Source organism: Algiphilus aromaticivorans DG1253 (genome assembly GCF_000733765.1).
GTDB classification, from domain to species: domain Bacteria; phylum Pseudomonadota; class Gammaproteobacteria; order Nevskiales; family Nevskiaceae; genus Algiphilus; species Algiphilus aromaticivorans.
In genome coordinates this window covers 625824-650236 of sequence record NZ_JPOG01000001.1, presented here as the reverse complement: position 1 = coordinate 650236, position 24413 = coordinate 625824, and the positions used below count along the sequence as shown (strand labels likewise).

27 protein-coding genes and 1 tRNA gene are annotated in these 24413 nt (G+C 65.0%); 10 read left to right on the top strand and 18 right to left on the bottom strand.

Going from position 1 to position 24413, the window contains the following annotated elements:
- The first annotated feature begins 28 nt into the window (after window positions 1-28).
- Together U743_RS03090 and tgt are read left to right on the top strand one after the other, a co-directional pair.
- On the top strand, window positions 29-511 hold the full coding sequence (locus U743_RS03090) for a glutathione peroxidase (protein ID WP_043765447.1): 483 nt from the start codon (window positions 29-31) through the stop codon (window positions 509-511).
- A 78-nt stretch (window positions 512-589) separates the two neighbouring features.
- Window positions 590-1729, top strand: coding sequence for a tRNA guanosine(34) transglycosylase Tgt (gene tgt / locus U743_RS03085; RefSeq protein ID WP_052367466.1), 1140 nt, complete (start codon window positions 590-592; stop codon window positions 1727-1729).
- 99 nt (window positions 1730-1828) lie between these two features.
- Here the strand turns inward: tgt and U743_RS03080 are convergent.
- A tRNA-Val gene (locus tag U743_RS03080) sits at window positions 1829-1903 on the bottom strand.
- Window positions 1904-2033: 130 nt separating this feature from the next.
- Between U743_RS03080 and U743_RS03075 the strand changes: the two genes are divergently transcribed.
- Window positions 2034-2354, top strand: a complete 321-nt coding sequence (locus tag U743_RS03075; protein WP_156966310.1) for a hypothetical protein — start codon at window positions 2034-2036, stop codon at window positions 2352-2354.
- Here the strand turns inward: U743_RS03075 and U743_RS03070 are convergent.
- The 5 genes from U743_RS03070 to U743_RS19735 all read right to left on the bottom strand — a co-directional run bounded on the left by U743_RS03070 (window position 2323) and on the right by U743_RS19735 (window position 5795).
- Entirely contained in the window at window positions 2323-3744 is a 1422-nt protein-coding gene (locus U743_RS03070) for an OmpP1/FadL family transporter (RefSeq protein ID WP_052367465.1), read from the bottom strand. The genes U743_RS03075 and U743_RS03070 overlap by 32 nt on opposite strands.
- Before the next feature lie 330 nt (window positions 3745-4074).
- Window positions 4075-4371 (bottom strand): helix-turn-helix domain-containing protein, encoded by a 297-nt coding sequence (locus U743_RS03065; protein ID WP_043765443.1) that lies wholly within the window; start codon window positions 4369-4371, stop codon window positions 4075-4077.
- 5 nt (window positions 4372-4376) lie between these two features.
- Window positions 4377-4544 (bottom strand): type II toxin-antitoxin system RelE/ParE family toxin, encoded by a 168-nt coding sequence (locus tag U743_RS19740; protein WP_084191310.1) that lies wholly within the window; start codon window positions 4542-4544, stop codon window positions 4377-4379.
- Complete coding sequence (locus tag U743_RS03060) at window positions 4541-5548, bottom strand: IS30 family transposase (protein ID WP_043770791.1); 1008 nt, start codon at window positions 5546-5548, stop codon at window positions 4541-4543. The genes U743_RS19740 and U743_RS03060 overlap by 4 nt, the downstream gene beginning before the upstream one ends.
- Window positions 5463-5795: a type II toxin-antitoxin system RelE/ParE family toxin gene (locus tag U743_RS19735; RefSeq protein WP_198021901.1), complete on the bottom strand. Its 333-nt coding sequence runs from the start codon at window positions 5793-5795 to the stop codon at window positions 5463-5465. Before U743_RS19735 ends, U743_RS03060 begins: the two co-directional genes overlap by 86 nt.
- A gap of 202 nt (window positions 5796-5997) precedes the next feature.
- On the opposite strand from U743_RS19735, the gene istA reads away from it, so the two are divergent.
- Together istA and istB are read left to right on the top strand one after the other, a co-directional pair.
- Window positions 5998-7494, top strand: coding sequence for an IS21 family transposase (istA, locus tag U743_RS03055; RefSeq protein ID WP_043765441.1), 1497 nt, complete (start codon window positions 5998-6000; stop codon window positions 7492-7494).
- The gene (gene istB / locus U743_RS03050; protein ID WP_043765438.1) at window positions 7487-8290 is read left to right on the top strand and encodes an IS21-like element helper ATPase IstB; all 804 of its coding nucleotides are present in this window, start codon (window positions 7487-7489) and stop codon (window positions 8288-8290) included. The genes istA and istB overlap by 8 nt, the downstream gene beginning before the upstream one ends.
- 276 nt (window positions 8291-8566) lie before the next feature.
- Here the strand turns inward: istB and maiA are convergent, their stop codons facing one another.
- From maiA to U743_RS03015, 7 genes are read right to left on the bottom strand one after another with little or no spacing between them, the layout of a single operon-like run.
- Window positions 8567-9211: a maleylacetoacetate isomerase gene (gene maiA, locus U743_RS03045; RefSeq protein WP_043765436.1), complete on the bottom strand. Its 645-nt coding sequence runs from the start codon at window positions 9209-9211 to the stop codon at window positions 8567-8569.
- Entirely contained in the window at window positions 9208-10551 is a 1344-nt protein-coding gene (locus U743_RS03040) for an MFS transporter (protein ID WP_052367464.1), read from the bottom strand. Before U743_RS03040 ends, maiA begins: the two co-directional genes overlap by 4 nt.
- Before the next feature lie 7 nt (window positions 10552-10558).
- The gene (locus tag U743_RS03035; RefSeq protein WP_043765433.1) at window positions 10559-11041 is read right to left on the bottom strand and encodes an aromatic-ring-hydroxylating dioxygenase subunit beta; all 483 of its coding nucleotides are present in this window, start codon (window positions 11039-11041) and stop codon (window positions 10559-10561) included.
- A complete protein-coding gene (locus tag U743_RS03030) occupies window positions 11038-12300 on the bottom strand; it encodes an aromatic ring-hydroxylating dioxygenase subunit alpha (RefSeq protein ID WP_043765430.1) in 1263 nt (420 codons plus the stop codon). The genes U743_RS03035 and U743_RS03030 overlap by 4 nt, the downstream gene beginning before the upstream one ends.
- Before the next feature lie 18 nt (window positions 12301-12318).
- Window positions 12319-13014, bottom strand: coding sequence for a fumarylacetoacetate hydrolase family protein (locus U743_RS03025; RefSeq protein WP_043765426.1), 696 nt, complete (start codon window positions 13012-13014; stop codon window positions 12319-12321).
- 50 nt (window positions 13015-13064) lie between these two features.
- Window positions 13065-14114, bottom strand: a complete 1050-nt coding sequence (gene gtdA / locus U743_RS03020) for a gentisate 1,2-dioxygenase (RefSeq protein WP_052367463.1) — start codon at window positions 14112-14114, stop codon at window positions 13065-13067.
- A gap of 10 nt (window positions 14115-14124) precedes the next feature.
- Entirely contained in the window at window positions 14125-15105 is a 981-nt protein-coding gene (locus U743_RS03015) for a 2Fe-2S iron-sulfur cluster-binding protein (protein WP_043765421.1), read from the bottom strand.
- A gap of 154 nt (window positions 15106-15259) precedes the next feature.
- Here U743_RS03015 and U743_RS03010 point away from each other — a divergent pair, with 154 nt between their 5' ends.
- Together U743_RS03010 and U743_RS03005 are read left to right on the top strand one after the other, a co-directional pair.
- Window positions 15260-16468 (top strand): CaiB/BaiF CoA transferase family protein, encoded by a 1209-nt coding sequence (locus U743_RS03010; RefSeq protein ID WP_043765419.1) that lies wholly within the window; start codon window positions 15260-15262, stop codon window positions 16466-16468.
- A gap of 8 nt (window positions 16469-16476) precedes the next feature.
- A complete protein-coding gene (locus U743_RS03005) occupies window positions 16477-17406 on the top strand; it encodes a hydroxymethylglutaryl-CoA lyase (protein ID WP_043765416.1) in 930 nt (309 codons plus the stop codon).
- Here U743_RS03005 and U743_RS03000 read toward each other — a convergent pair.
- On the bottom strand, window positions 17396-18301 hold the full coding sequence (locus tag U743_RS03000) for a LysR family transcriptional regulator (RefSeq protein WP_043765414.1): 906 nt from the start codon (window positions 18299-18301) through the stop codon (window positions 17396-17398). The genes U743_RS03005 and U743_RS03000 overlap by 11 nt on opposite strands.
- 141 nt (window positions 18302-18442) lie before the next feature.
- Between U743_RS03000 and U743_RS02995 the strand changes: the two genes are divergently transcribed.
- From U743_RS02995 to U743_RS02985, 3 genes are read left to right on the top strand one after another with little or no spacing between them, the layout of a single operon-like run.
- A complete protein-coding gene (locus U743_RS02995) occupies window positions 18443-18763 on the top strand; it encodes a non-heme iron oxygenase ferredoxin subunit (RefSeq protein ID WP_043765412.1) in 321 nt (106 codons plus the stop codon).
- A 34-nt stretch (window positions 18764-18797) separates the two neighbouring features.
- Complete coding sequence (locus U743_RS02990; RefSeq protein ID WP_043765410.1) at window positions 18798-20324, top strand: aldehyde dehydrogenase family protein; 1527 nt, start codon at window positions 18798-18800, stop codon at window positions 20322-20324.
- 60 nt (window positions 20325-20384) lie between these two features.
- Window positions 20385-21407, top strand: coding sequence for a 2Fe-2S iron-sulfur cluster-binding protein (locus U743_RS02985; RefSeq protein ID WP_043765407.1), 1023 nt, complete (start codon window positions 20385-20387; stop codon window positions 21405-21407).
- Window positions 21408-21467: 60 nt separating this feature from the next.
- On the opposite strand, the gene U743_RS02980 is transcribed toward U743_RS02985, so the two are convergent.
- The 4 genes from U743_RS02980 to U743_RS02965 are packed head-to-tail and all read right to left on the bottom strand — an operon-like array spanning window position 21468 to window position 24412.
- On the bottom strand, window positions 21468-22334 hold the full coding sequence (locus U743_RS02980; RefSeq protein ID WP_043765404.1) for a fumarylacetoacetate hydrolase family protein: 867 nt from the start codon (window positions 22332-22334) through the stop codon (window positions 21468-21470).
- A gap of 15 nt (window positions 22335-22349) precedes the next feature.
- Window positions 22350-22967 (bottom strand): glutathione transferase GstA, encoded by a 618-nt coding sequence (gene gstA, locus U743_RS02975; protein WP_043770874.1) that lies wholly within the window; start codon window positions 22965-22967, stop codon window positions 22350-22352.
- A gap of 26 nt (window positions 22968-22993) precedes the next feature.
- Window positions 22994-23809: a 3-(cis-5,6-dihydroxycyclohexa-1,3-dien-1-yl)propanoate dehydrogenase gene (hcaB, locus tag U743_RS02970; RefSeq protein WP_043770871.1), complete on the bottom strand. Its 816-nt coding sequence runs from the start codon at window positions 23807-23809 to the stop codon at window positions 22994-22996.
- A 30-nt stretch (window positions 23810-23839) separates the two neighbouring features.
- A complete protein-coding gene (locus U743_RS02965; protein ID WP_052367461.1) occupies window positions 23840-24412 on the bottom strand; it encodes an aromatic-ring-hydroxylating dioxygenase subunit beta in 573 nt (190 codons plus the stop codon).
- Between the last annotated feature and the right edge of the window lies 1 nt (window position 24413).

Sequence of the window (24413 nt, the reverse complement as noted above, 5' to 3'; positions counted from 1 at the left end):
GCGCGCACCGTCCACAGGAAGCAGCGCCATGGATATCTTCAGCATCGAGGCCGAGCGCCTCGACGGCACGCCGGAAAGCCTCGACACCTACCGCGGCAAGGTGCTGCTGGTGGTCAACGTCGCCTCCAAGTGCGGCTTCACGCCGCAGTACACCGGCCTCGAAAAGCTCTACCAGGACTACCGCGCCCGCGGCCTGGAAATTCTCGCCTTTCCCTGCAACCAGTTCGGCCATCAGGAGCCGGGCGATGCCGAAGAAATCGCCAGCTTCTGCAGCACAACCTACCCGGTCAGCTTTCCGGTCTTCGCCAAGATCGACGTCAACGGCGAGAGCGCACATCCGCTGTACCAGCATCTGAAGTCGGAGAAGACCGGCCTGCTCGGAACCGGTGGCATCAAGTGGAACTTCACCAAGTTCCTCGTCGGCCGCGACGGCAGGGTTCTCAAGCGCTACGCACCCACCGACAAACCCGAATCACTGCGCGACGACATCGAGGCGGCCCTCGCCGACTGAAGCCGCGCCCCGGCGGGCTCGCCCGTCAGACTCCGCTACGATGCGCGGCCGCGCACCCCCGCCCCTGCCCGATCCTCGATGAGCGACCTCGACAATCCCGCCCCCTTCGCGGTTTCCCACACCAGCGGCGCGGCGCGGCGGGGCCGGCTGCAGCTCCAGCACGGCGTGATCGACACCCCGGCCTTCATGCCGGTGGGGACCTACGGCACCGTCAAGGCCATGACGCCCGAGGAGCTGCGCGAGCTGGGCGCGCAGATGTTGCTCGGCAACACCTTCCACCTGATGCTGCGGCCGGGCGAGGAAACCGTCGCCGCCCTCGGCGGGCTGCACGGCTTCATGCACTGGGATGGCCCCATCCTCACCGACTCCGGCGGCTTCCAGGTCTGGAGCCTCGCCAAGCTGCGCAAGCTCAGCGAGGAGGGCGTACACTTCGCCTCGCCAGTGGACGGCAGCCGGCACTTCCTGAGCCCCGAGCGCTCCATCGCCATACAGCACGCGCTGGGCGCGGACATCGTCATGCAGTTCGACGAATGCACCACCTACCCAGCTTCGGAGGAGGACGCCCGCGCCTCGATGGAGCTGTCCGCACGCTGGGCGGCGCGCTGCTCCAAAGCGCACGGCGAGAACCCGAATCTTCTCTTCGGCATCGTGCAGGGCGGCATGCATGAAGCCCTTCGCCGCGAATCGCTGGAACGCCTGCAGGCCATCGGTTTCCCCGGCTACGCCATCGGCGGTCTCTCCGTGGGCGAACCGGAGGCGGAGCGCACGCGCGTGCTCGACGGGCTGATGCCGGCCATGCCACAAGACGCGCCGCGCTATCTGATGGGCGTCGGCACACCCCGTGATCTGGTCATGGCGGTAGCCCGCGGCGTCGACATGTTCGACTGCGTCATGCCCACGCGCAACGCCCGCACGGCCAGCCTCTTCACCAGCCAGGGCACGATCAATATCCGCAACGCCTGCCACAAGGCCGATCCCGCGCCGCTGGACCCGGAATGCGACTGCCCCACCTGCGCGCACTACAGCCGCGCCTACCTGCACCATCTGGACAAGTGCAAGGAGATCCTGGGCGCGCGGCTGAACACGATCCACAACCTGCGCTTCTACCTCCGCCTGATGCAGCGCATGCGCGACGCCATCGAGGCCGACCGCTTCGAGACCTTCGCGCGCGATTTTCTGGAGAGCCCGGCGGGTCAGCTTCGCGGCAAGGCAGCCTGAGACGAAGACCTCCGAGCGCAGAGGCGACGCCCCGTCATTCGCGCCCGGAACGAGAAAGCCCTCGGCGCCGATGGCACCGAGGGCTTCTGATTCTGCAGCTGGTGGGCGGCACAAGATTCGAACTTGTGACCCCTGCCGTGTGAAGGCAGTGCTCTACCGCTGAGCTAGCCGCCCGGTGAGCGCCGCGCAATATAGGGGACGCCGCGACGGTGGTCAAACAGCCGCTTCAATTGCATTCGCGAATCGTTTGCATTTGCTTGAGCTATCTGCTTGACTGGTGCCTCGCCCTGGCCCTGGACACACCGTGTTTCTCGACTTCGCGGGATGGATGCTTGCCACCACCGGCATTGTCGGCCTCACTGTAGGCTGCCGACGGGCCGAGTTCGCCGACGAGGCCGCTGAGTACCTGCCGGCTTGTGCCCTGCTCCAGGGCGCCGCGCTGATGGCCTGGCTGGGCAGCCACCCGATGACGGGCGCCCTGTTGCGTTGCACGCTTTGCTGTCTCGTTGCGCTGCTGTGCTTCGCCTTCCTGCGCAGCTGGATCGTACTGCCCAGCGGGCGCGCAAGCCACCGCCGGCGGCAACCGACCGCCTTCAGCGCTCGGCCGCAGCGAAGCGGTAGCTGATACCGAGGCTGAGCTCGTACTGGCGCATGTCGAGCGTGATGTCCTGATCCTGCGGGTCCGGCCCGAAAGCGTCCGAAGTATCCACTACCCCCGGCAGCGCGCCTCCGCCCAACAGCTCGAGCACGCTGGCGTCGACATTGCTCAGGGGATTCTTGCCGCGCACGGGGTTGTTGCGCGCGTACATCAGCGCGAGATCCAGGCTCAGTGCCGGCGTCATCCGGAAGCTGAGACCGGCGGTGTAGTGCTCTTCCGGCACGCCGGGGGCGAGGATATTGAAGAGCACCTCGCTCGACGGAATGGGATTCTCGCCGCGACTGTAGCCAGCGCGCAGCACGAAGCTGCCGAGAGTGACCTGATAGCCCAGCTTGAAGACCTCGACATCCTGCCAGCCGAATCCCGGACCGGTATCGGAACCCAGGCAGGCGGGGCTTTCCCCGGCGTCGCCGAACACACCGCCCGTCTGGCTGGCCAGCAGCCGCGGCAGGGCGCAGTCGTTGACGAAGCGGTTGGGGTCCAGCGGCCGGCCCACCGAATCCACCTCGTTGAAGTTGATGTGCTGGTAGTCGAGCGCCACACGTTGCTGCCCTGGTAGCAGCAGCGTGATACCGGCGTTCCAGTTGGAAGGGATATCGAAGCCGCCGCGCTCGGCGAAGAGCCCTTCGTACTTGTCGAAGCGCTGCATGCGGATGCGCGACTGGTAGGAGGCACCGACGGCCAGCCAGTCCGTGGCCAGGCCGAAGACGCCGAGTCGCCCGCCGTAGCCCAGGCTGTAGTCCTTGTCCTGGTCGGAAACGCGGCCGGGGCTGTTGGAGAAGGCTGCGAAGGCGTTCAGGCCCTTGGCCTCGAACTGCTGCGCGGCGAAGATCGGCGCGATGCCGACGGAGAAGCGCTCACCGATCTTGCGTGAGTAGCTCGGCACCACGAAGAGCTGGATAAGGTCCACCGACGCCGTGGGATCGCCGTTGCCGCAGAAGCCGGCCGTGTCGGGCGGTGCGCCCTCGACGGCGCCCCCGCCACCGAAGCTGCCCTCACACTCGGTCCGGAAGACCGGAATCTGATCGCCGAAGCGCGCCGTGTTCTGGGTATAGACGGTGTTCAGGCCGCCGTTGCCGTAGACCGCCACGCCCCAGCTGCTGCGCTCATCGATGCGGCGGTTGTAGCCGAAGCCGGGGATATAGAAACGCTCACGCTGACTGCGATCCTCGTTGATGGGAGAGATGGTGAAGATGGCTGGCCCGGCGTCGTCGCCGCGCTCACTCGCGCTGTGATCGCGAATGGGCGCAAAGATGCTCAGCCCCAGGTCGAACGCATCGCCCACCCAGACGCCGTTGGCGGGGTTGACCGATGCAACCAGCGAATCCTCTACCATGGCGGTGGCCGCGCCGGCCATCGCACGCTGCGAGATGCTGTAGCCGTGCGCGAAATGAGGGTTGGCCGGGATTCCTGAAAAATATGCTCGATATTCGGGTAAGCCGCTGAATTAACCTAAGAATACAGCTCGGTCTTGACTCGACGTCCGCCTAGTGTGTCGCCCAACGGAAACCGACGTTTCTGGCGACGGCGTTGCCGCGCTGGGCGAGGTCGCCAATGGTGAACTGATTGGCCCGTTCAGAGCGGGCTGGCAACCAGCAGGTCTGCGAATCCTCAGGACAGTGTCGCGATCGATACAGAATCGTCTTAGATCATTGATCTGAAAACAACTTTGAAGGCTAAAGCACTCTCAAGCCGCCAGCCGTAGCGTTGGCTTAAGACCTGCACGCGCGGCGAGGCGCACTAGCAGATCGAGGCTGAATCCGCTGATCCGGCCGCGTTTGATGTCGCTTACGCGGGCCTGGGTTACGCCGAGGTGACGTGCCGCCGCCGTTTGCGTCATGCCACTGTTCTCCAGCCAGCGTTCCAGGCCGCGCAAGATCGCGGCACGCATCTTCAACTCCGCTGCGCGCTCCGGATCGAACAGCGCCGGATCGTCGAACACGCTGCCCTTGGTGATGTGTCCTACCGCCGGTTCACTCTTCATAGCCGTTACCTCGTAATCGTCTTTAGCCGTTTCCGCGCAAACTCAATGTCCGCCTTGGCGGTTTTCTGAGTCTTCTTCTGGAAAGCGTGCAGTACGTACACGCCCTCCGGCCGCGTCGCCAGATAAATCGCCCGGTGGATTCCAAGCCCAAGTGCAACACCGCTGGTTATCAATGTTGTGTTGTTGCATAGGCGGCCTCGAAGAAGACCTCAGCCGGTGTCCGAAAGCCCAGCGATTTGCGCGGTCGGTTGTTGAGCTGCCAGGCAATGGCGTCGAGTTCGCGCTGGGTGTAGTTCGACAGGACCTGGCCCTTGGGCAGGTACTGGCGGAGCAAGCCGTTGGTGTTTTCGTTGATGCCCCGCTGCCAGGGACTGTTCGGATCGGCGAAGTAGATGCTGAGGCCGGTGCGCTCAGCCAGCTCGCTGTGGCGCGCCATTTCCTTGCCCTGGTCATAGGTCAGGGTGCGCCGCTGCGCCTCAGGCAGGGCATTGAAGGTCGTGCTGAATCCCTCCAAGGCGGCCTCGGCGGTGCAGCCCTCCATCTTGGCGAGCATCACGAACAAGGAGTGGCGGTCCACCAGCGTGCCAATCGCCGATTGATTGCGGCGCCCGACGATGAAGTCGCCTTCCCAATGCCCCGGCACCAGCCGGTCTTCAGCTTCCGGCGGGCGCACATGGATGCTGACCATATCCGCGAGCCGGCCGCGCCGATCCCGACCTTGGCGGCGCTTGCGCCCGGTGCGATGCCCTTGTCGCAGCAGCGACGTCAGCTCGCGCCGAAGCTGGCCACGCGGTGTGGCGTAGATCGCGGTGTAGATCGTTTCGTGCGACACCCCACCCAGTCTGCCGGCGATCTGTTCCGGGGACCAACCGCGATGCAGACGCTCCACTACCTGTGGCCAGAGCGCGCCTGTTCGGGCCAGCTTGCGTTCGACGCGCGGCTTGCGGCGCAACCGGCGGGCGCGCCGGCCTGCGCTCGACGCGTCGTACCGGGGGATCTTGCGCGGCCGCCCCTTGAGCGGCTCCGATGCCTGCAGATAGCCGTTGCGCCGAAGCTCCCGCTGGACTGTGCTCGGCGACCGGCCAATAGCTTCAGCGACCCGACGCATGCTCGATCCGCCCAGGATCATCGCCATGATCGTGCCTCGTTCCTCTGCGCCCAAGTGTCGATAGTGAATCCCCACAGCACACCTCCTTGGCTGGAAGTGTTGCACTTGCGGCTTGAATCCAAGCCCTGAAAGCACCTACCTCGTCGCGAATGCGCAACTCGCAAACGCCCGCGCCGATCGTGCTCATCGGTTTCCAGTCGCTCGGCATTTCGCCGCGTTGCAGTTTGTCGATCTGGTAGCCGCCGTCGTCTTGGACGGATGCGGGGAATCTATCCCAGTCCGCTTTGCTGCTGCCCAACCAGATCACGGGCTTCATGCGACCAGAGTATGCGTGATCCTGCATAACAACTCAAGAGCTCCGAGCTTTCCTCTTGCGCGAAGTACGCGATACGTCCGAGCGTGTTGCCGCTCGCTGAAAACTGACCAGCAAATCGAGGATCTGCTCGCGGAAAATTGACCAGGGTGTTCCGACCTAGCCTGCGGGGTTTAAGACCCAGCAGGGAGAAGAGGTGCACACCATGGCGACATACGCGAAAGTCCGCAGGATGCGGCTGCGGGACGGGCTGTCGATCAGCGAGATCGCACGCCGCACGAGCCTGTCGAGAAACACGATCAAGACGTGGCTGCGGGAGCCGACCCGCAGCGAGATGAAGTACCGGCGCCCTGCCGGCCCCAAGAAGATCGCCGATCACGAGCAGTGGCTGCGCAAGGCGCTGGAGGCCGATGCGCGCCGTCCGCGTCGTGAGCGGCGCACCGCGCTGAAGCTGCACGCGCAGCTCAAGGACCAGGGCTTTACCGGCAGTTACGCGCGCGTCACCGAGTTTGTCCGCGCCTGGCGCGCCGAGCTGGGCGCGGTCAGCGCCCGAGCGGCCTACGTGCCGCTGACGTTTACCTGGGGTGAGGCCTTCCAGTTTGACTGGAGCGAGGAGCACCTCGTGATCGGCGGCATCTGGCGCAAGGTACAGCTGGCGCACATGAAGCTATGCGCTTCCCGCGCCTTCTGGCTCGTGGCCTATCCGAGCCAAGGGCACGAGATGCTCTTCGACGCGCACACGCGCTGCCTGACCGGTCTGGGCGGGGTCGCCCGGCGCGGCATCTACGACAACATGAAGACGGCCGTCGACCAGACCCCGCGCAAGGATCGCGGGCGCGTCGTCAACGCGCGCTTCGCGGCGATGACGGCGCACTATCTCTTCGATCCCGACTTCTGCAACGTCGCCTCCGGCTGGGAGAAGGGTCGCGTCGAGAAAGGCGTGCAGGATGCCCGTCGCCGGATCTGGCTCGACGCCACGCAGCAGCGATTCGGCAGCTTCGCCGAGCTCAATGTCTGGCTGGCAACCCAGTGCATGGAGGCCTGGTCAGCGCCGCACCCGGACTTTTCCGGCATGACGATCCGCGAGGCCTGGGAGCACGAGCAGCCACAGCTGATGCCGATGCCTACGCCGTTTGATGGCTATGTCGAGCTGCCGGCGCGGGTGTCGAGCACGAGCCTAGTGTCGGTCGCCCGCAACCGCTACTCGGTGCCGTGCCGACTGGCCGGCCATCGCGTCAGCGTGCGGCTGTATCCCGAGCGCATCGTCATCGTCGCCGATCAGAGCGTCGTGGCTGAGCACGCTCGCGCCGTCGACCGCGACCACGTCGTCTACGACTGGCAGCACTACCTGCCGCTGATCGAGCGCAAGCCCGGTGCGCTGCGAAACGGTGCGCCGTTTGCCGATCTGCCCGACCCGCTGCAACGGCTGCGTCGCGCACTGCTCAAACGCGACGGCGGCGACAAAGTGATGGCGCAGGTGCTCATGGCCGTGCCGACGCACGGATTGGAGGCGGTGCTGGTCGCCGTCGAACTGGTCCTCGACAGCGGCCGGCCCAGCGCCGAGCACGTCCTCAATGTCCTCGCGCGACTCAGGGAAGGACCACCACCGCAGACGGTCGAGACCTCCCTGCAGGTGAAGGCGGCGCCGATTGCCGACACCGAGCGGTACGACACGCTGCGGGCGGAGGTGGGCCATGGCTGATCTCATCAACGATCTGAAACGGCTGCGTCTGTACGGCATGGCGGCCTGCTACGCCGAGGGTCTGGAGCAAGGCTCGACGACGGGCCTGACCAGCTACGACGCCTTGCTGACACAGCTGGTGCAGGCTGAATCGACAGACCGGGCGATGCGCTCGATCCGCTACCAGATGCATGTCGCACGCTTTCCGATCCATCGCGATCTGGCCGGCTTCGACTTCGAGCAGTCGAAGGTCGATCGGCGACAGATCACGACCTTTGCCACGACCGCCTTCCCCGAGAAAGCCGAGAACATCGTGCTGATCGGCGGCACCGGCACCGGCAAGACCCATCTGGTTACGGCGCTGGGCATCGAGGCTGTCAGCCGCCATGGCAAGCGGGTGCGCTTCTACTCGACCATCGAGCTGGTCAACACGCTGGAGAAGGAGAAGGCCGCTGGCAGGGCCGGCCGACTGGCGCATCAGCTGATGCATCTGGATCTCGTGATCCTCGATGAGCTGGGCTATCTGCCGTTTTCGCAGGCCGGCGGCGCGCTGCTGTTTCACCTGCTCTCGAAGCTCTACGAGCACACCAGCGTGATCATCACGACCAATCTGGTCTTCGCCGAGTGGGCATCCGTCTTCGGCGATCCGAAGATGACCACGGCGCTGCTGGACCGGCTCACGCATCACTGCCACATCGTCGAGACCGGCAACGAGTCCTACCGCTTCCGGCACAGCAGTCACACCGCCAAGGCGCGCATCAAGTCGCGCGAGCAGGCCAAGACCAAGCAACAGGAGGAAACCGACGAGACGATCTGACAACCAGCGATAGAATCAAACCACGCCGGCGGCATCCGCCGCCGGCCTCCATCCCTGGTCAATTCTCAACGAGCAGCGATGGTCAGTTTTCGGTGAGCGCCAACAGCACTGAGTTGCCACCGATTCCGGCGCAGTGTGAAGCCGTGGTCCCCGACCCCTGCCCAAGTGCGGACTGATCCCAGAGCCTTCGCCCAAAACGTCGATACCTGCGATAAGGGGGTGGAATCGGAAGTTCCCTTCAACACGCTCTTGTTCGGGGCAGGCTGCCGGCTCGCATCACTCTGCGTCCGCTTGATTCGCCGGACGCGCATCTTGGAAAGCCCTCAGAGAATTGCAGGCCTGCGCGATGCACCGCAGCGTCGGATAGGCTTCCAGTGACATCCCGAAGCGCTCTGCATTGAACAGTTGTGGCACCAGGCAACAATCCGCCAGGGTTGGTTGGTCGCCGAAGCAGAACGCACCGCGGCGCGGCGAAGTGGCCAGCCCGATCTCTAGCGCTTCCAAGCCGAGATCGATCCAGTGGCGTATCCAAGTCTGCTTCTGCTCCTCCGACAGACCCATCGGTCCGGTCAAGTACTTCAGGACGCGCAGATTGTTCAGCGGGTGAATGTCGCAGGCAACGGCCAGCGCGATCTGCCGGACCCAGGCGCGGTCGGCGGCAGCGGCTGGCAGCAATGACGGTTCAGGATGGCGCTCATCGAGGTACTCGATGATTGCCAACGACTGGGCAATGCGTTCGCCACCGTCCTCGAGCACCGGCAGCAGCGCCGCGGGGTTAGTGGCACGAAACTGCACCCGGAACTGCTCGCCCCCATCTCGCGTCAGATGCACTGGTAGGTGTTTGGCCTGCAGGCCTTTGAGGTTCAGCGCGATGCGGACACGGTAGGAGGCGGAACTGCGGTAGTAGGTGTGGAGTTTCATAGAGGCAGGGTTCGGGGGACGTAGTCAGGATCCCGGGCACGCAGCCGCGCCAGGCCGAGGATCGCCGCGGCCGTGATCAGCGCCGGAATCGCGCAGGCCAGCACCAGCTGGTCCGGGGACCATCCCCAGCCCAGCAGCACGCCACCCAGCAGCGGACCGGTGACCGAGCCTGTGCGGCCTATGCCCAGAGCCCAGCCCACACCGGTCGCGCGGATCGCAGTTGGATAGGTCTCGGCAGCCAGGGCGTTGAGACAGAATTGCGCGCCGACCACGCCCGCTCCGGCCAAGAAGATCGCCGGCATTGTCAGCCGCGGTACCGCGGTCACGTTGGCCAGCGCCGCCACGATGCCGCCGACCAGCACGAAGGCCGTTCCCAGCGTCAGGTAGGGCCCATAGCGTCGCACCAAGGCGGCCAACAGGATGCCACCGCCGATCCCGCCCAGGTTGAGCAGCGACGAGGCCAGGATCGCGAGGCTTAGCGAGTAGCCGGCGAGCGTCAGCAGGGTCGGCAGCCAGTTGACCATGAAGTACATGACCAGCAGATTCATGAAGAACGCGATCCACAACAGCACCGTGACCTTCGTGCGCGGTCCGCGGAACAATTCCCGCACCGGAAATCCCGGCTCTGGCGGTTCGCCGGCGGTGACGCCCTGCAGGTCATGATGTCTGCCTGGGTCCAGCCGTTCCAGCACGCGCTGGAGTTCGTGGCTACGCGCGCGCCGAAAAAGCAGGAACCCGGGTGACTCCGGCAAGCGCCAGGCCAGCACCAGCGCCAGCAGCAGGGGTACAGCACCACCCAGCACGAAAAGCGCCGGCCAGCCCTGGCTTGGAATCCACAGCGCGCTAAGCACGCCACCGAGGATTGAGCCCAGCGGGAAGCCGCAGAACATCAGCGTCACCAGCATGGTGCGCAGTCGCGCCGGAGCATACTCGGAAGTCAGCGCGATCAGGTTGGGCATCGCGCTGCCCAGGCCCAGCCCGGTCAACAGGCGCAAGGCCAGCAATTGGCCGGGTGTCTGCGCCCAGGCCGTCGTCAGTGCGAACGCGCCGAACAGCAAGGTCGAAACCACGATCGTCCACTTGCGCCCCCAACGGTCGGCCAGCGGCCCGCCGATCAGAGCGCCGGCCATCAGGCCCAACAGCCCGGCGCCGAACACCGGCCCCAACGCCGACGGCGCCATACCCCATTGCTCGGCAATCGCGGGCGCGACGTAGGCGATGACCTGGGTATCGAAGCCGTCGAGCAGGGCCACCAGAGCGCACAGCGTCGCAACCTCGAACTGCAGGCGTCCCAGCGGGCGTGAGTCGATCAGCTCGGTGATCCGGAGCGCACCGGTCATGAATTTCCTAGATTGGGTAGATGATCGCGTTGGGGATCATTTCGCTGTCGTAGATGCAGGACCGCGACGCGAACTTCAGCGCACCCTCCACCCTGACCACCTCGTCCAGGTAGCGGCCGACATTGAACACCGTGCTGAGTTCCCCAAGCTTGGTGCGGAACACCGCGTAGTTCGCCTCCAAGAACCAGCGCCCGCCGTCCACCGACAGGACGCGCGGCAGGCTTACGACATGCCGCTGGTAGTAAGGATCATGGAACAGGGTCTCGCGGATTCCGTAGACGCGATCCTGCAGCATGCCCTTGCTATGGAAATGCAGCGTCGCCAGCGGCAGCCCACGCTCATGGTTTTCGCGCGGCTGCAGCTTGTAGATGCAATCCTCGGTGAAGAACTCGGGCCAGCGGTCCCAGTCGCCCGCATCGATGGCGGCCGTGTACTCTGCGTAGAGCTGCAGCAGTTCGGTGTAGGCCTGCGCTTCGAGTGCCTGAGTCATACGCCCATCACCCGGCGCCAGTATTGGTACATGCCCCGGATCAGCGTCTCCGAGGCAATGTTGGTTGCCTCCTCACTGCCGTGCCCACCCATTTCCAGCAGGCATTGCTGGTCGGGCTTTTCCTGGAATCCCATCTGCGAGAACTCGATGACCTCGCCGTCGTCCGCTGAGACATAGCCGGACGGGCCGAACAGGTTGGCCTGCAGCAGGCGGCGCTGGATCATTTCGTCGTTGTCGTCTTCGAAAGCGAAGTGCGTCCACACGAAATCGAAGACACCGGGCCCGCGCGGCTGGATGTGCCGCATCGATAGACTGTTGACCTGCTGCTGGATGATCAGGCTCGGGAACAACGTCAACATCGCCGCAGTCGGTCCCTTCCACCATTCCTCTGGCACGATGTCGAGTTGGCGCGGGTCATGCAGGCTCATGTCGGCCTTGTAGCTGGTCACGCCGGAGACGACGTCTCCGGCCGGCTTGCCGACGCTGCGTACGCCGATCATCGCAGCGTGGCGCTTGTGCGCATCCATCTTCAGCGAGGTCTTGCTGTCGGCGCGCCACAGGCCGAAGGTTACGAACCAGCTGTGCAGCAGACCCGGGTGATACGGATCCTTGATGTTTTCCTGCATCAGCTTCCAGTTTCCCGGGATACGCTGTCGGTTGTAGCCGAGAACCTTCAGCTTGCGACCGTCGAAAACGCGGTCGAAGTAGGACAGGATCGTCGGACCGAGGTAGTCCTCAAAGGACTCCAGCGAGTGGTCGAAGCTGGCAAACACCACGCCGCCGCGCACCGCGACCTTGAGCGAGGTCAGGCCGCGGCCGTCCATCTGGAAGTTCGCCGGCATACCGCCGTTGAGCTGGCCGTCCTGGCGGATGCCGCGGCGGTAGGGAATGCCGCGCAGCTTGCCCTCCAGGTCATAGGCCCACTGGTGGTAGGGGCAGACGAACTCCTTGCGGTTGCCCTGGCGCTCGCGGCAGAACTGCGCGCCGCGATGGGCGCAGACATTCTCCAGCACGCGCACGCTGCCGTCCTGCGCGCGCACCATGATGACCGAACGCTCGCCCACGGCCGAGCGGCGAAAGTCACCCGGGTTCGGAATCTCGGCTTCGAGGCCGATGTAGCACCAGTGGCCGGCGTAGTAGAAGCGCTCGAGTTCGCGGCGATAGGTGTCCGGATCGGTGTAGACCCAGTAGGGCACGCGGTGCACCCCGTCGCCCGGCCAAGCCGGCGACGAAGGGAGAGTGATGGGGGCGTCGTTCATGGCGGTTCTCCTGTGCGGTCAGCCCGCCACACGTACCTGGATTTCGCCTAGACCATCGATCCGTCCCAGCATCAGGTCGCCGGCTACAACCGCGCCGACACCTTCCGGCGTGCCGGTCATGATCAGATCGCCCGGCTGCAGGGTCTCGAACTGCGACAAGAAGGCGATGCACTCCGGCACGCTCCAGATGAGCTTGGCGATGTCCGAAGCCTGGCGCGGCTGGCCATTGACAGCGAGCGATATGGAAGCGGATTTCGGATGGCCAACGTCGGCGACCCGACGGATCGCTCCGATCGGTGCGGACTGCGAGAAGGATTTGCCGAACTCCCAGGGGCGACCCTTGTCGCGGGCTTCCAGTTGCAGGTCGCGGCGCGTCATGTCCAGGCCCACGGCGTAGCCGTAGACCAGCGATTCGGCCTCCGCCTGCGACACCGCCGTGCCCTGCCGGCCGATCGCCACCACCAGCTCGATCTCATGGTGGAAATTGCCGGTCATCGGCGGATACGGAATCTCCGCGATCTGGCCGTTGACGGCCACAGTCGCGGAGGCGGGTTTCATGAAAAAGAACGGCGGCTCACGCTCGTCCTTGCCCATTTCTCGGGCGTGGGCCGCGTAGTTGCGGCCGACACAGAAAATGCGATTGACCGGAAACTGCTCGTCGCTGCCGGCCACCGGCAGCACATAGCCCGGCGCGGGCGAAAATGTGTACTTCACCAAACTCTCCTCGAGTACTGTGAATCGGGTTGTGAACCTGGATGTGCTAATCAGGCCTTCTGCTCGCGCCACAAACCCAGCAGTCGCTGGACCGGGCGGTCGGAATAGCTGAACAGGATGGTTTCGCAAGTCACCTGGAGACGCAGTTCATTCCAGGAGGGGACGACGAACACGTCGTTCTCGCCAAAACCCAGCTCGGTCTCGCCGATGCGCGCCACGCCGCCGCCCTGCAGGCAGACAAAGATGCTGCTGTCGGTACTGCGGCACCCGCGGGTCTCGAAGCCTGCCGGTAGTAATTGTGCCGCCGCGCCAATCGTCGGCATCGGGGAACCTCCGGTGGCCGGGTTGACGTAGCGAAGCTTGTAGCCGTGATGCGGATCGATGTCTCCTGCGGTGATCCCACGCAGCGCCTCTTGCGTCCGCGCGTACGGATAAACGAAGACCTTGGTCGGATCCTGGCGCTGAGGCTCGAAATCCACCGGCAGCATGTTGTACCCGTAGCGCGCGAGCGCATCGCCCTCGCGCCTTGTCACCGCTTGCTCGTCCTGCTCGCTCTTCTCGGCAAAGCCGGCGTCGAGCAGTTGCACGATCGGGATATCGAGGCCATCCAGCCAGATCACCGGCTGCGTGCCGGAGTTTCCGTGATCGTGGAAAGTCCAGGCCGGGGTGATGATGAAATCGCCGCGGCGCATCGTCGTGCGCTCGCCGTCGACCGCGGTGTAGGCGCCCTCGCCCTCCAGCACCAGGCGCAGCGCCGACTGCGTGTGGCGATGCGCCGGCGCGACTTCACCCGGCAGGATCAGCTGCAGGCCGGCATAGAGGCTCTGGGTGATGCGCGACTGCCCGCGCAGGCCGGGATTCTCCAGCACCAGTACGCGGCGCTCGGCCTCGTGCGCGCTGATCAACCCACCGGCTTCAAGCAGGTAGGCGCGGGCTTGCTGGTAGCGCCACAGTACCGCTTGTGCCGGGCTTCTCGGCGTCGGCGGCACCAGCGTACCTAGCACTTCCCAAAGCGGCGTGAGGTGGTGGCGGTCGATGCGCTCGTAGTACTGGCGGCGGGCATCGAGGTCAGTGAGATCGATCATGGCACTGGAGGTCATGGGAGCCTGGCTAGTTTCCGGTGATGTGAAAGGGTTCGGCGTAGATGCTCTGTTCCACCATCTGCTTCTCCCGCAGCGTACGCACCGTGGCGTCCACCGCGTGCGGGGATCCAAAAACGTAGGCGCGCCAGCCCGCAAGGCTGGGGAAATCCGCCGCGATCACGCTTGTCAGCAGGCCACGCCTCATGCCACGGTCAATAGATCCGGCGGCGACCACGATGTGCGCACGCGCCGCCGGCAACTGTTCCAGCGCCGCCGCCAGTTCGTCCTGCCCATAGACATCCTCTCGGCAGGTGAATCCCAGGTAGACCTGCAGCGGATTCGTCATGCCTGCGGCGGCAATGCCGCGCAATATCGACAGCGTCGGCGCAAGGCCGGTACCGGCACCCACACAGATGATGGGATCTTCGTTGCGCGATCGCAGGAACGTGATCCCCAGAGGCCCACGCAGCTTGAGCATGTCCCCGGGCTTGAGCTCTTCGGACAGGCGGGCGGAAGCACGGCCACCTGGATGAAGGCGCACGTGAAACTCCAGTTCGTTGCCCGGCAGTCCGCACATCGAGTACGGACGAGCAAGGCCGCGCTCAAATTCCAGCTCGACGTACTGTCCTGGGGAAAATGACAGCGGCGACTGTGGCCGGACCCTCAACCGCAGGGTGTCGCGGCACAGCGGCGCCACCGCCACCACCTCGGCCTTCATCGTGCGCGCCGGATGAACTACCACATCTTCCGGCGCAGGAATCTCGATCACACAGTCTTCGGTCAGCACGCTCTGGCAGGCCAGCACGCAAGATGACCCCAGTACCGGCGACGGACGCATCTGCCGCGCCGGCCCCACGTTGCCGCGCAGAAGCCGGCAGCGACAAACGCCGCAGCGTCCGTCCTTGCAGCTGTGCGAGATAGGAACCTGGTTGCCCAATAGCGCGTCCAGCAGGGTCTCCCCCGCCTGTACTTCCAGGACACGCCCGCTGGGTCGCACCACCAGTTCCACACTCGCTCTCCTCTGATCCGCTTCGATTGCAGAATCGGAGATGCCCCACCATAAGTAAATCGTATGGGGTGAATGATGCAGTTCACTCTCGTGAATGTTGCGCCCGGAGGATCGCGGGCTAGTCTGCGCACTCCGACATCGACAGGGATCAACGATGAGCAGCGACGCACGTACCGACCCGCCGCCTCTGACAGGGCTCAAGGTTCTCGAACTGGGACAGCTGATCGGCGGTCCCTTCGCCGGCAAGGTCCTCGGTGACTTTGGCGCCGAGGTGATCAAGATCGAACCACCGGGACAGGGCGACCCGCTGCGCAACTGGCGCCTGCTTCGCAACGGCACTTCGGTCTGGTGGCAGATTCAGTCGCGCAACAAGCGCTCGGTGACGCTGGATTTACGCCAGCCGGAGGCGCAGGACATCGCTCGCCGGCTCGCGGCAGAGGCCGACGTGTTGATCGAGAACTTCCGCCCCGGCGTGCTGGAGGACTGGGGACTGGGATGGAAGGAGCTATCGGCGCTGAACCCCGGCCTGGTGATGCTGCGCATCTCCGGTTACGGCCAGACCGGCCCTTACCGGGACCGTCCCGGCTTTGGCGTCATCGGCGAAGCCATGGGCGGCCTGCGCCACCTCACCGGCGAGCCCGGACGCCTGCCGGTTCGGGTTGGCGTCAGCATCGGCGATACCCTGGCCGCACTGCACGGCGCGATCGGCATACTGCTGGCGCTGTACCACCGCAAGGTCAACGGCGGAGCCGGCCAAGTGATCGACGTGGCGCTGTACGAGGCCGTGTTCAACTGCATGGAGAGCCTGCTATCGGAGTACAGCGCCGCCGGCGTCATACGTGAACCAGCGGGCAGCGCGCTGCCGGGTATCGCACCCAGCAACGCCTATCCCTGCAGCGACGGCCACGTCCTGATCGCCGGCAACGGCGACAGCATCTTCAGGCGGTTGATGGAGACGATCGGCCGCCAAGACCTGGCGCAGGACACGGCACTAGCCGACAACGAAGGCCGTGTTGCCCGCGCCGCGCAGCTCGATGAAGCGATCGGCGCCTGGACCCGGCTACGCCGCGTCGAGGAGGTACTGGGGGCACTGCAGGCCGTACGCGTGCCCTGCGGCCGGGTCTACTCCGCCCGAGACATCGCCGAGGACCCGCAATACCGTGCACGCGGCATGATACAAACCGTGACCACGCGGGACGGCGACATGCTGGAAGTTCCGGGCATCATTCCCCAGCTGTCGCTAAGTCCTGGCGGAATTCGCTACCCCGCGCCGCGGCTAGGTGAGGACACCGAGGCCGTGCTGGCCAGCCTTGGCATCGAGGGCGAGCGCCTTTCTGCCTTGCGCGGGGCGCGCATCGTATGACCCATGCAATGAATCCGCGTCCCCGCATCCACCTCACCGAGGTCGCCCCGCGCGACGGCCTGCAGGCCGAAGCCTGCTTTGTTCCCAGCGCAGACAAGATCGCGCTGATCGACATGCTGTCGCGCAGCGGCCTGGCCAAGATCGAAGTCACGTCCTTCGTATCGCCCCAGGCCATCCCGGCGCTGGCCGATGCGGGCGCCGTGCTCGGCACGATCGACCGCGCGCCGGAGATCATCTACACGGTCCTGGTGCCGAACCTGCGGGGAGCCGAACGCGCACTGCCACTGCGGCCGGACGAATTCAACCTGGTGATGTCGGTCAGTGAGAGTCACAACCGTGCCAACCTGCGACGCAGCTGCGAAGAGTCCTTCAGCGCCTTGCGCGAGGTCGTCGCCCTGGCACGCACGGCCGGCATCGCCATCAACGTCTCGCTATCAACCGCCTTCGGCTGTCCTTACGAAGGTGAGGTCGCTCAGGCACGTGTGCTCGACTGGGCATGGCAGTTCTTCGATCTCGGCGTGGACAGCATTGCGCTCTGCGATACCACCGGAATGGCCTACCCCGCCCAGGTTTCCACGATCAGCGCCGCCTGGGCGCGACGATGGCCGCTGGAGACGCTGACACTGCACTTCCACAACACCCGCGGCATGGGCCTGGCCAACGTGCTGGCCGGCGCAGCTGCAGGCGTCAGGCGCTTCGACGCTTCGCTGGGCGGATTGGGCGGCTGCCCGTATGCGCCGGGTGCCACAGGAAATGTCTGCACCGAGGACGTCGCGCACATGCTGGAGTTGCAGGGCTACGACTGCGGCATCGACATCGACATCCTGCTCGCCGCTTCCGAGAGGCTGCAGAAGCTGGTCGGCCACGAAGTCCCCGGTCAAATCCTCAAGGCCGGGCGGCGCCTGGAACGGCGCCCCGCGGCCATCGTCAAACGGTAAACAGTTCGAACATCAATCGCCGCAGCCACTGGTTGGCCGGGTCGCGATGCAGCTTGGCATGCCAAAACAAGTCGACGGAGTGATCCGGCAGTTTGACCGGATGCGGCACGCATGTGAGCTTGAAGGGACCTTCGAGGCGTTTCGCGAGACGCTCCGGCAGAGTCGCGATCAGGTCGGTTTCCTGCAGGATATGGCCCATCGCAACGAAATGCGGCACTGACAACTGTATCCTGCGCTCGGCGCCCTTGCGGTCAATCAGCTTGTCAATTTCTCCGTGACCGGGGCCATGGAGCACCACCACGGCGTGTTTCGCCGAGTAGAAATCTTCCTTGCTGACGATCTTGCGCTTGGCCAGCGGATGCTGGTTGCGGAACACGCAGACGAAGCGCTGACGAAACAGGCGCCGGCGGAAGAAGCTGCCCTGCAGCTGCGGCAGCAGGCCGATCGCAAAATCCGCGCGGCCGCTCTCCATGTCGTCCTTCAGGTTTGCCGGGTTGTGGCGGATCGTCGACAGGGTGACGCCCGGCGCCATCTCCGCGAGCCGGTTCAGCAGCAGCGGAAGGAAATAGATCTCGCCGATGTCGGTCGCCGCAATGGTGAAGCTGCGCGTGCTGGTCGCCGGTTCGAACACACTCTCCTGGCTCAGCGCGCTCTTGATCGTATCGATCGCGTAGGCGATCGGTTCGGCCAGCTGCAGCGCACGAGGCGTGGGTTCCATGCCGTGAGAGGTACGAAGGAACAGGTCATCGTTGAGCAGCTTGCGCAGGCGGTTAAGCGCATTGCTCACCGCTGGCTGCGAGACACCCAGGCTTTCGGCTACGCGCGACACGCGCCGCTCGATTACCAGCTGGTTGAACACAAGCAATAAGTTCAGGTCGACTTTATTCAGATCCATGGCGACTCCATTTGAACCTGACGCGCGCTGGACCGACATTCAGCGGAGTGATGAGGTCCATTACTCTCATTCTATTGAATGATGCTACGCCGTTCACGATCCTTTGGCAACAGCTGACAGACCAACGGAGCGCGCACTTCCATGACAAGAAAAATACGGCTTTGTAGCAGGGCCGACGTCCCCGCTGCCGGCATGCTGCCCCTGGACATCGCCGGCCTTCCGCCGCTTGCCGCGTTCGACGTCGGCGGCGAGATCTACATCACCAGCAACGTCTGCACCCACAACGTCGCCTTGCTGAGCGACGGCTTCTTCGAGGGCGACACCATCGAGTGCCCTCTCCACGGCGGTTGCTTCAACGTGAGAACCGGCGAGGCCACGCAGTTCCCCTGCGAAGTGCCGCTGCAGACCTTCCCGGTGATCGTCGAGGGCGACGATCTCTATACCGAAATCGAGGATCACTGACGGACAAGCCGCCAGTCGAACAAGGAGACCACGAATGACCAAGAGCGAACCCCGGGACCGCAGCGGCGATGCCGCCCAGGCAGCGAAGTACTTCCAGAAGGAGTATGGCCACTTCATCGACGGCAAATGGGTCCAGGGTGCCAGCGGCGAACGCATCCCGATGATCAACCCCGCCAACGGCCAGGTCCTGTCGCACATCCAGTCCGGCAACGCCGAGGACGCGCGCCGCGCTGTCGACGCCGCAGCGCAAGCCTTTCCGGCCTGGTCGCAGACGCCGCGCTCCGAGCGTCAGCGCGTCCTCTACGAGATGGCGCGCCGCCTGCGTGCGCGAATGGCCGACTACGCGATGATGGATTGCCTGGACAACGGCAAACCCGCGATGGAGGCGATGCATTTCGACCTGCCGATGGCGATCGAACAGTTCGAGATATTCTCCGGAGCCCCTTGGTTCCTGCATGGCCAGTCGATCGACGCACCGAACACCCTGGGCATCGTGCTGCGCGAACCGCTGGGCGTCGTGGCGCAGATCATTCCGTGGAACGTTCCGCTGATCATGATGGCTGCGAAGCTGGCGCCGGCGCTGGCCGCTGGCAATACCGTGGTACTGAAGCCCTCCGAGATCGTCTGCCTGTCGGTGCTGGAGTTCTTCCGCGAGATGGCAGATCTTCTGCCGCCGGGCGTGGTCAATGTCGTCACCGGATATGGCCCCAGCGTCGGCGAGGCACTGGTGACGCACCCGAAGGTGCGCAAGGTTGCCTTCACCGGATCTCGTCCGACCGCGCAAAAGCTGATGCAGTACGCCAGCGTCAACATCATTCCCCAGACCATGGAGTTGGGCGGCAAGTCCGCCAACATCGTCTGCGAGGATGCCGACCTGGATGCCGCCGCCGAGGGCGCAGCGATGTCGACGGTGCTCAACAAAGGCGAGGTCTGCCTGGCCGGCAGTCGCGTGTTCGTGCACGAAAAGGTCAAGGACGTGTTCCTCGACAAGTTCACTTCCCTGCTCAAGCGTGTAAAGGCAGGAGACCCGCGCGAGCCGACAACGCAGATCGGCCCGCAGGTCTCCAAAGCGCAGTACGACAAGATCATGGGCTATCTCGAACTCGGCCAGCAGGAGGGTGCCAAGCTCGCCGCCGGCGGTCGCAAGGCCGCCCCGGCCGGATTCGAGGATGGTCTGTTCATCGAGCCCACAGTGTTCTTCGACGTCGACAACAGCATGCGCATCGCCCAGGAAGAAATCTTCGGGCCGGTCAGCTGTGTCATCGGCTTTCGCGACGACGACGAGGTCGTGCGCATGGCCAACGACTCGGTCTACGGCCTCGGCGGCGGCCTGTGGACCAAGGATCTCTCCCGTGCCCATCGTATTGCGCGGGCCCTGGAAACCGGAACGGTCTGGGTCAACCGCTACTACAACTTCCTCGGCGGCATGCCAATCGGCGGCTACAAGCAGAGCGGTTTCGGCCGCGAATTTGCCGCCGAGGTGATGAACCACTACACCCTGACCAAGAGCGTGATCATCAACCTTGCCGAAGGTCCGATCGGCGTCTTCGGGCAGCAGTAAGGCCCCTTCTCTCCACTGGCGGCCGCGCGGGCTCCGGCCGCCTTATCTATGCGATGCACAATGACCAGGCACCTGATTACCCTCGAAGCCAGCGGGCAGAGCTTTCCTTGCGAGGCCGGCGACACGGTGCTGCGTGCCGCGCTGCGTGCCGGCATCGCCTTCCCCTACGAGTGCAACTCCGGTGGCTGTGGCTCGTGTCAGTTCGAGAGGGTTTCCGGGGACATCGAAGAATTGTGGCCTCAGGCCCCGGGCCTCTCGCCACGGGCCCGCGAGCGCGGGCGGCTGCTGGCCTGCCAAACGGTCCCCAGGGGTGACTGCACACTGCGCGTCCGGCTCAAGCCGGACTGCCAGCCGTCGCTGCGACCCACTCGGCGGCGTGCGACCCTGGTGTCGAGAACGCGGCTGACCGCCGACATGGCCGAGTTCAGCTTCCGCGCAGGGGACCCTGCTGATTTCCTGCCCGGCCAGTACGCCTTGCTGGACCTGCCAGGCGTCGCCGGTGCCCGCGCCTACTCCATGTCGAACCTGCCGAACGACGATGGCCTCTGGCAGTTCGTGATCAAGCAGATCGGCGCCGGTCGCGGCGGCATGGCCCTCTTTGAGGATTTGCAACCCGGCGACACGATCGGTCTGGATGGCCCCTACGGCCTGGCGCACCTGCGCCCGGAAAATGACCGCGACATCGTCTGCGTGGGCGGCGGCTCGGGTATTTCGCCGCTGCTGTCGATCCTGGCCGCTGCGGCGCGGGCACCGCAGCTGGCGTCACGGCGGCTGCTGCTGTTCTACGGCGGCCGTACGCCGGCGGACCTCTGCGCGCCGGCCCTGCTGGCGCGCGATGAGGCATTGGCCGCAAGGGTCGAGTGCGTCACCGCGATCTCCGACCCAGCGTATGCCGGGGCCTGGGAGGGCCAGCGTGGCTTCGTGCACCAGGTGCTGCAGGGCTGGCTGGAGTCGGCAGGCGATGCCAGCGGATACGACTACTACTTCTGCGGCCCGCCGCCGATGACGGACGCGCTGCAGCGACTACTGATGCTGGAAAAGCGCGTGCCAACCGCACAGCTACATTTCGACCGCTTCGTCTGAGCGGATTCACCGCGCCGGCAAAATGCCGGCGCGGTGAATGGAGACGAGCCTTCTGTCCGATCAGGCGTAGCGGTCCGCCACCTGGATGCTGAAACGGCCAATCTGCGCGATCTCCGCGTCCACCCGGTCACCGGGCAGCAACGGCCCCACCCCTTCCGGCGTACCCGTGAAGATCAGATCGCCCGGATGGAGCGTGTAGAAGCTGGAGGCGTACTCGATCAGGCGCGGCACATCGTAAATCAGCTGGCGGGTGTTGGCCGACTGCCGCAATTCGTTGTTGACCCAGAGGCGCAGGTCCAAGACCCCGGGATCCGGGATCTCGTCGCGCGTCACCAGCCAGGGCCCGCAGACCGCGTAGGTGTCGGGCGACTTGCGAAAGCTCTGCAGTTCGGGGCCGCGGATCGTGATGTCCAGGCCGATGGCGTAGCCGGCGACGTAGTCCAGAGCCGCCTCACGGGACACCTGGTGGCAGCGTCGACCGATGACCACCGCCAGTTCCACCTCGTGGTCGTTGCGGCGCTCGGGAAAACGCAGACGGATTTGTTCGGAGGGACCGATCAGCGCACTGCTGGCCTTCAGGAACAGGCCCCAGTCCCAGATGCTCCGGGTCATGTCGCGCCCATGCGCGATAGCTGCGTTCTGGCTGGTCTCGTCGATGTGTGCCCTGTAGTTGATCGGCGCATTGACGATCTTGCCGGGATTGGCAACCGGGGAATCCAGTGCCAGGCCATCCAGCGGCAGGCGCGGTGCCGCGGGCAGCAGCTCCGACACCCGCTCCAGCACGGCGTCGAGATTCAGAATCAGGGGATCGCCCTGTGCCAGCGGCCAGTGCTGCAGCGGAATCACGGCCAGCGCCGGCGTCACGTCCAGCACACCGTCTCCCACCAGAACTCCCAGGCGGTTGCGGTTGAATCGACAGAGCTTCATGTCATCTCCCGCCCTTCAGGTCATGTCCTTCAGCAAGCCCTCCGCTCGCAATGCGGCCTGCACCGCTGGGCGGGCGGCGATGCGCTGCTGGTACTCCCCGATCACCGGCCAGCGGCCAAGCTCGAAGCCGATGAAAGCGCCCCAGCCATTGACCGTGAACAGGTAGGCGTCGGCGATCGTGAAGCGATCGCCGACCAGATAGGTGCGGTCGCGCAGCTCGTCGGCCAGCCAGATATAGCGCCGCTCCAGCGCGGCTGTCGCAGCCTGGCGCTGCTCGGCGGTGCAAGCCGGGTTGAACAGCGGGCTGTACTGCTTGTGCAGTTCGGAGGAGATGAAGTTCAGCCAAGCCTGTAGCTGGTAGCGCTCGCGGCTGCCGACCGGCGGCGCCAATCGCAGCCCCGGATTCTGGTCCGCGACGTACTGCAGAATCGCCGGCCCCTCGGTCAATACCGAGCCGTCGTCAAACTGCAGCGCCGGCACATAGCCCTTGGAATTGATCGAGAGATAGTCGCCGCCAGAGGCGGTCCGGCGGCTGGCCAGATCGACATTCTCCAGTTCGAACGTCAGGCCTGCCTCGCGCAGGGAGATGTGTGCCGCCAGCGAGCAAGCGCCGGGACTGTAATACAGCTTCAGCATGGGTTCTTCTCTATGTAATGGAGCTACAGGTTCTCGCCGCCGCAGACATTCATGATGCCGCGCACGCCGAAGCCGCCGTCGCTGTTGATGACGACACCGGTGATGGGCGCCGCGTTGTCGCGCGAGGCCAAAAGGACGTAGGGTCCGCAGGTCTGTGCCGTCGTCGGCGCCATGCGCAATGGCGTGATGCCGACGATCATCTGGTCGAAGTCGTCGATCTGATTCAGCGCCTGCTGCGCGGTGCCGGTCGCGGCCAGGCCGCTGAGGTTGGTGCGCAGGCCACCGGGGGCAACACCGTTGACGCGCACCTTCGGTGCCAGCTCATGCGCCAGCTGCTTCACCAGGCCGACCAGCGCATGCTTGGAGGCGGTGTAGATCGGGCCGCCTCCGCCGGCATAGAAGCCGGAGTTGGAGATCGTGAAGATGATGTTGCCCTGGGTCTTCAGCAACTCCGGCAGCGCTGCCCTGGCCCCGAGGAGGCCACTCTTGACGTTGACCGCGAACAATTCATCGAAGGCCGCGGAAATCTTCTCCGGCTCCAGCTGCGGCAGTGCCTGGAAGAAATCAAAGATGCCCGCGTTGGCGATAAAGGTGTCCAGCCGGCCGAAGCGCGCGGCGGTCTGTTCCACCACTCGGGCATTGTCCGCCCAGGTCGTGACGTCGCCCGTTACGACCTCGACCTGATCGCCGAACTCACGCCGCAATTCTTCGCCGCGCTCGGCGCTACGCTCCAGCACGCCCACCCTTGCGCCTTCCTTGATGAAGCGCTCGACCAGCGCCCTGCCAAGGCCGGAACCGCCGCCGGTGACGATCGCCACATTGCCTTCAAGCCATCCCATGCTTCGCTCCGCCATGTTGTTTCTCGTCCGTCAAAGGATCATCACCAGATTGCGCCCAGCCACCGAGCGCTCGTCGAAGTCGATACGTCGCTGCACCAACCGCAGCGTGCCGTAGGGGCAGCGCCGCAGGAGGTCCTCCCGGCAGTACACGAACTGGTCGATCTCGTAGGCGCGGCGCGTGCGGACCGCCAGGCAATTGCTGCGCGCCGCGAACTCGCCGTCCTTGCCGGTCTCGAACACCTCGACATTCGTCACCAGACGCCGGTAGCGCTCCGGCGGATCGACGCGCCACTGCATGCCGCTGTGGAACTGGTCGACACGCGCCTTGAGAAAGTCATAGTCGTCGTCGTACATGAAGACTTCCGCCGGCTGTCCATAGCGTTTTTCCTTGCGGAAGCGCAGTTCCCTGCTCACCACCATGTAGCGGATCGTCGGATCTACGATCTGCTCCAGCCAGTCGGACAGGCGCTCGGTGTCGAGCAGCCGGGCCTCGCGGTACAACAGCCGCTCGGCCTCGCGCCAGATCGCGTCCGGCGCGTACTGTTCCTGCGGCACAGATCCGGCAGGGTCCGGTTTCACCGCTAGCGTTGCATCGTTTGCCATG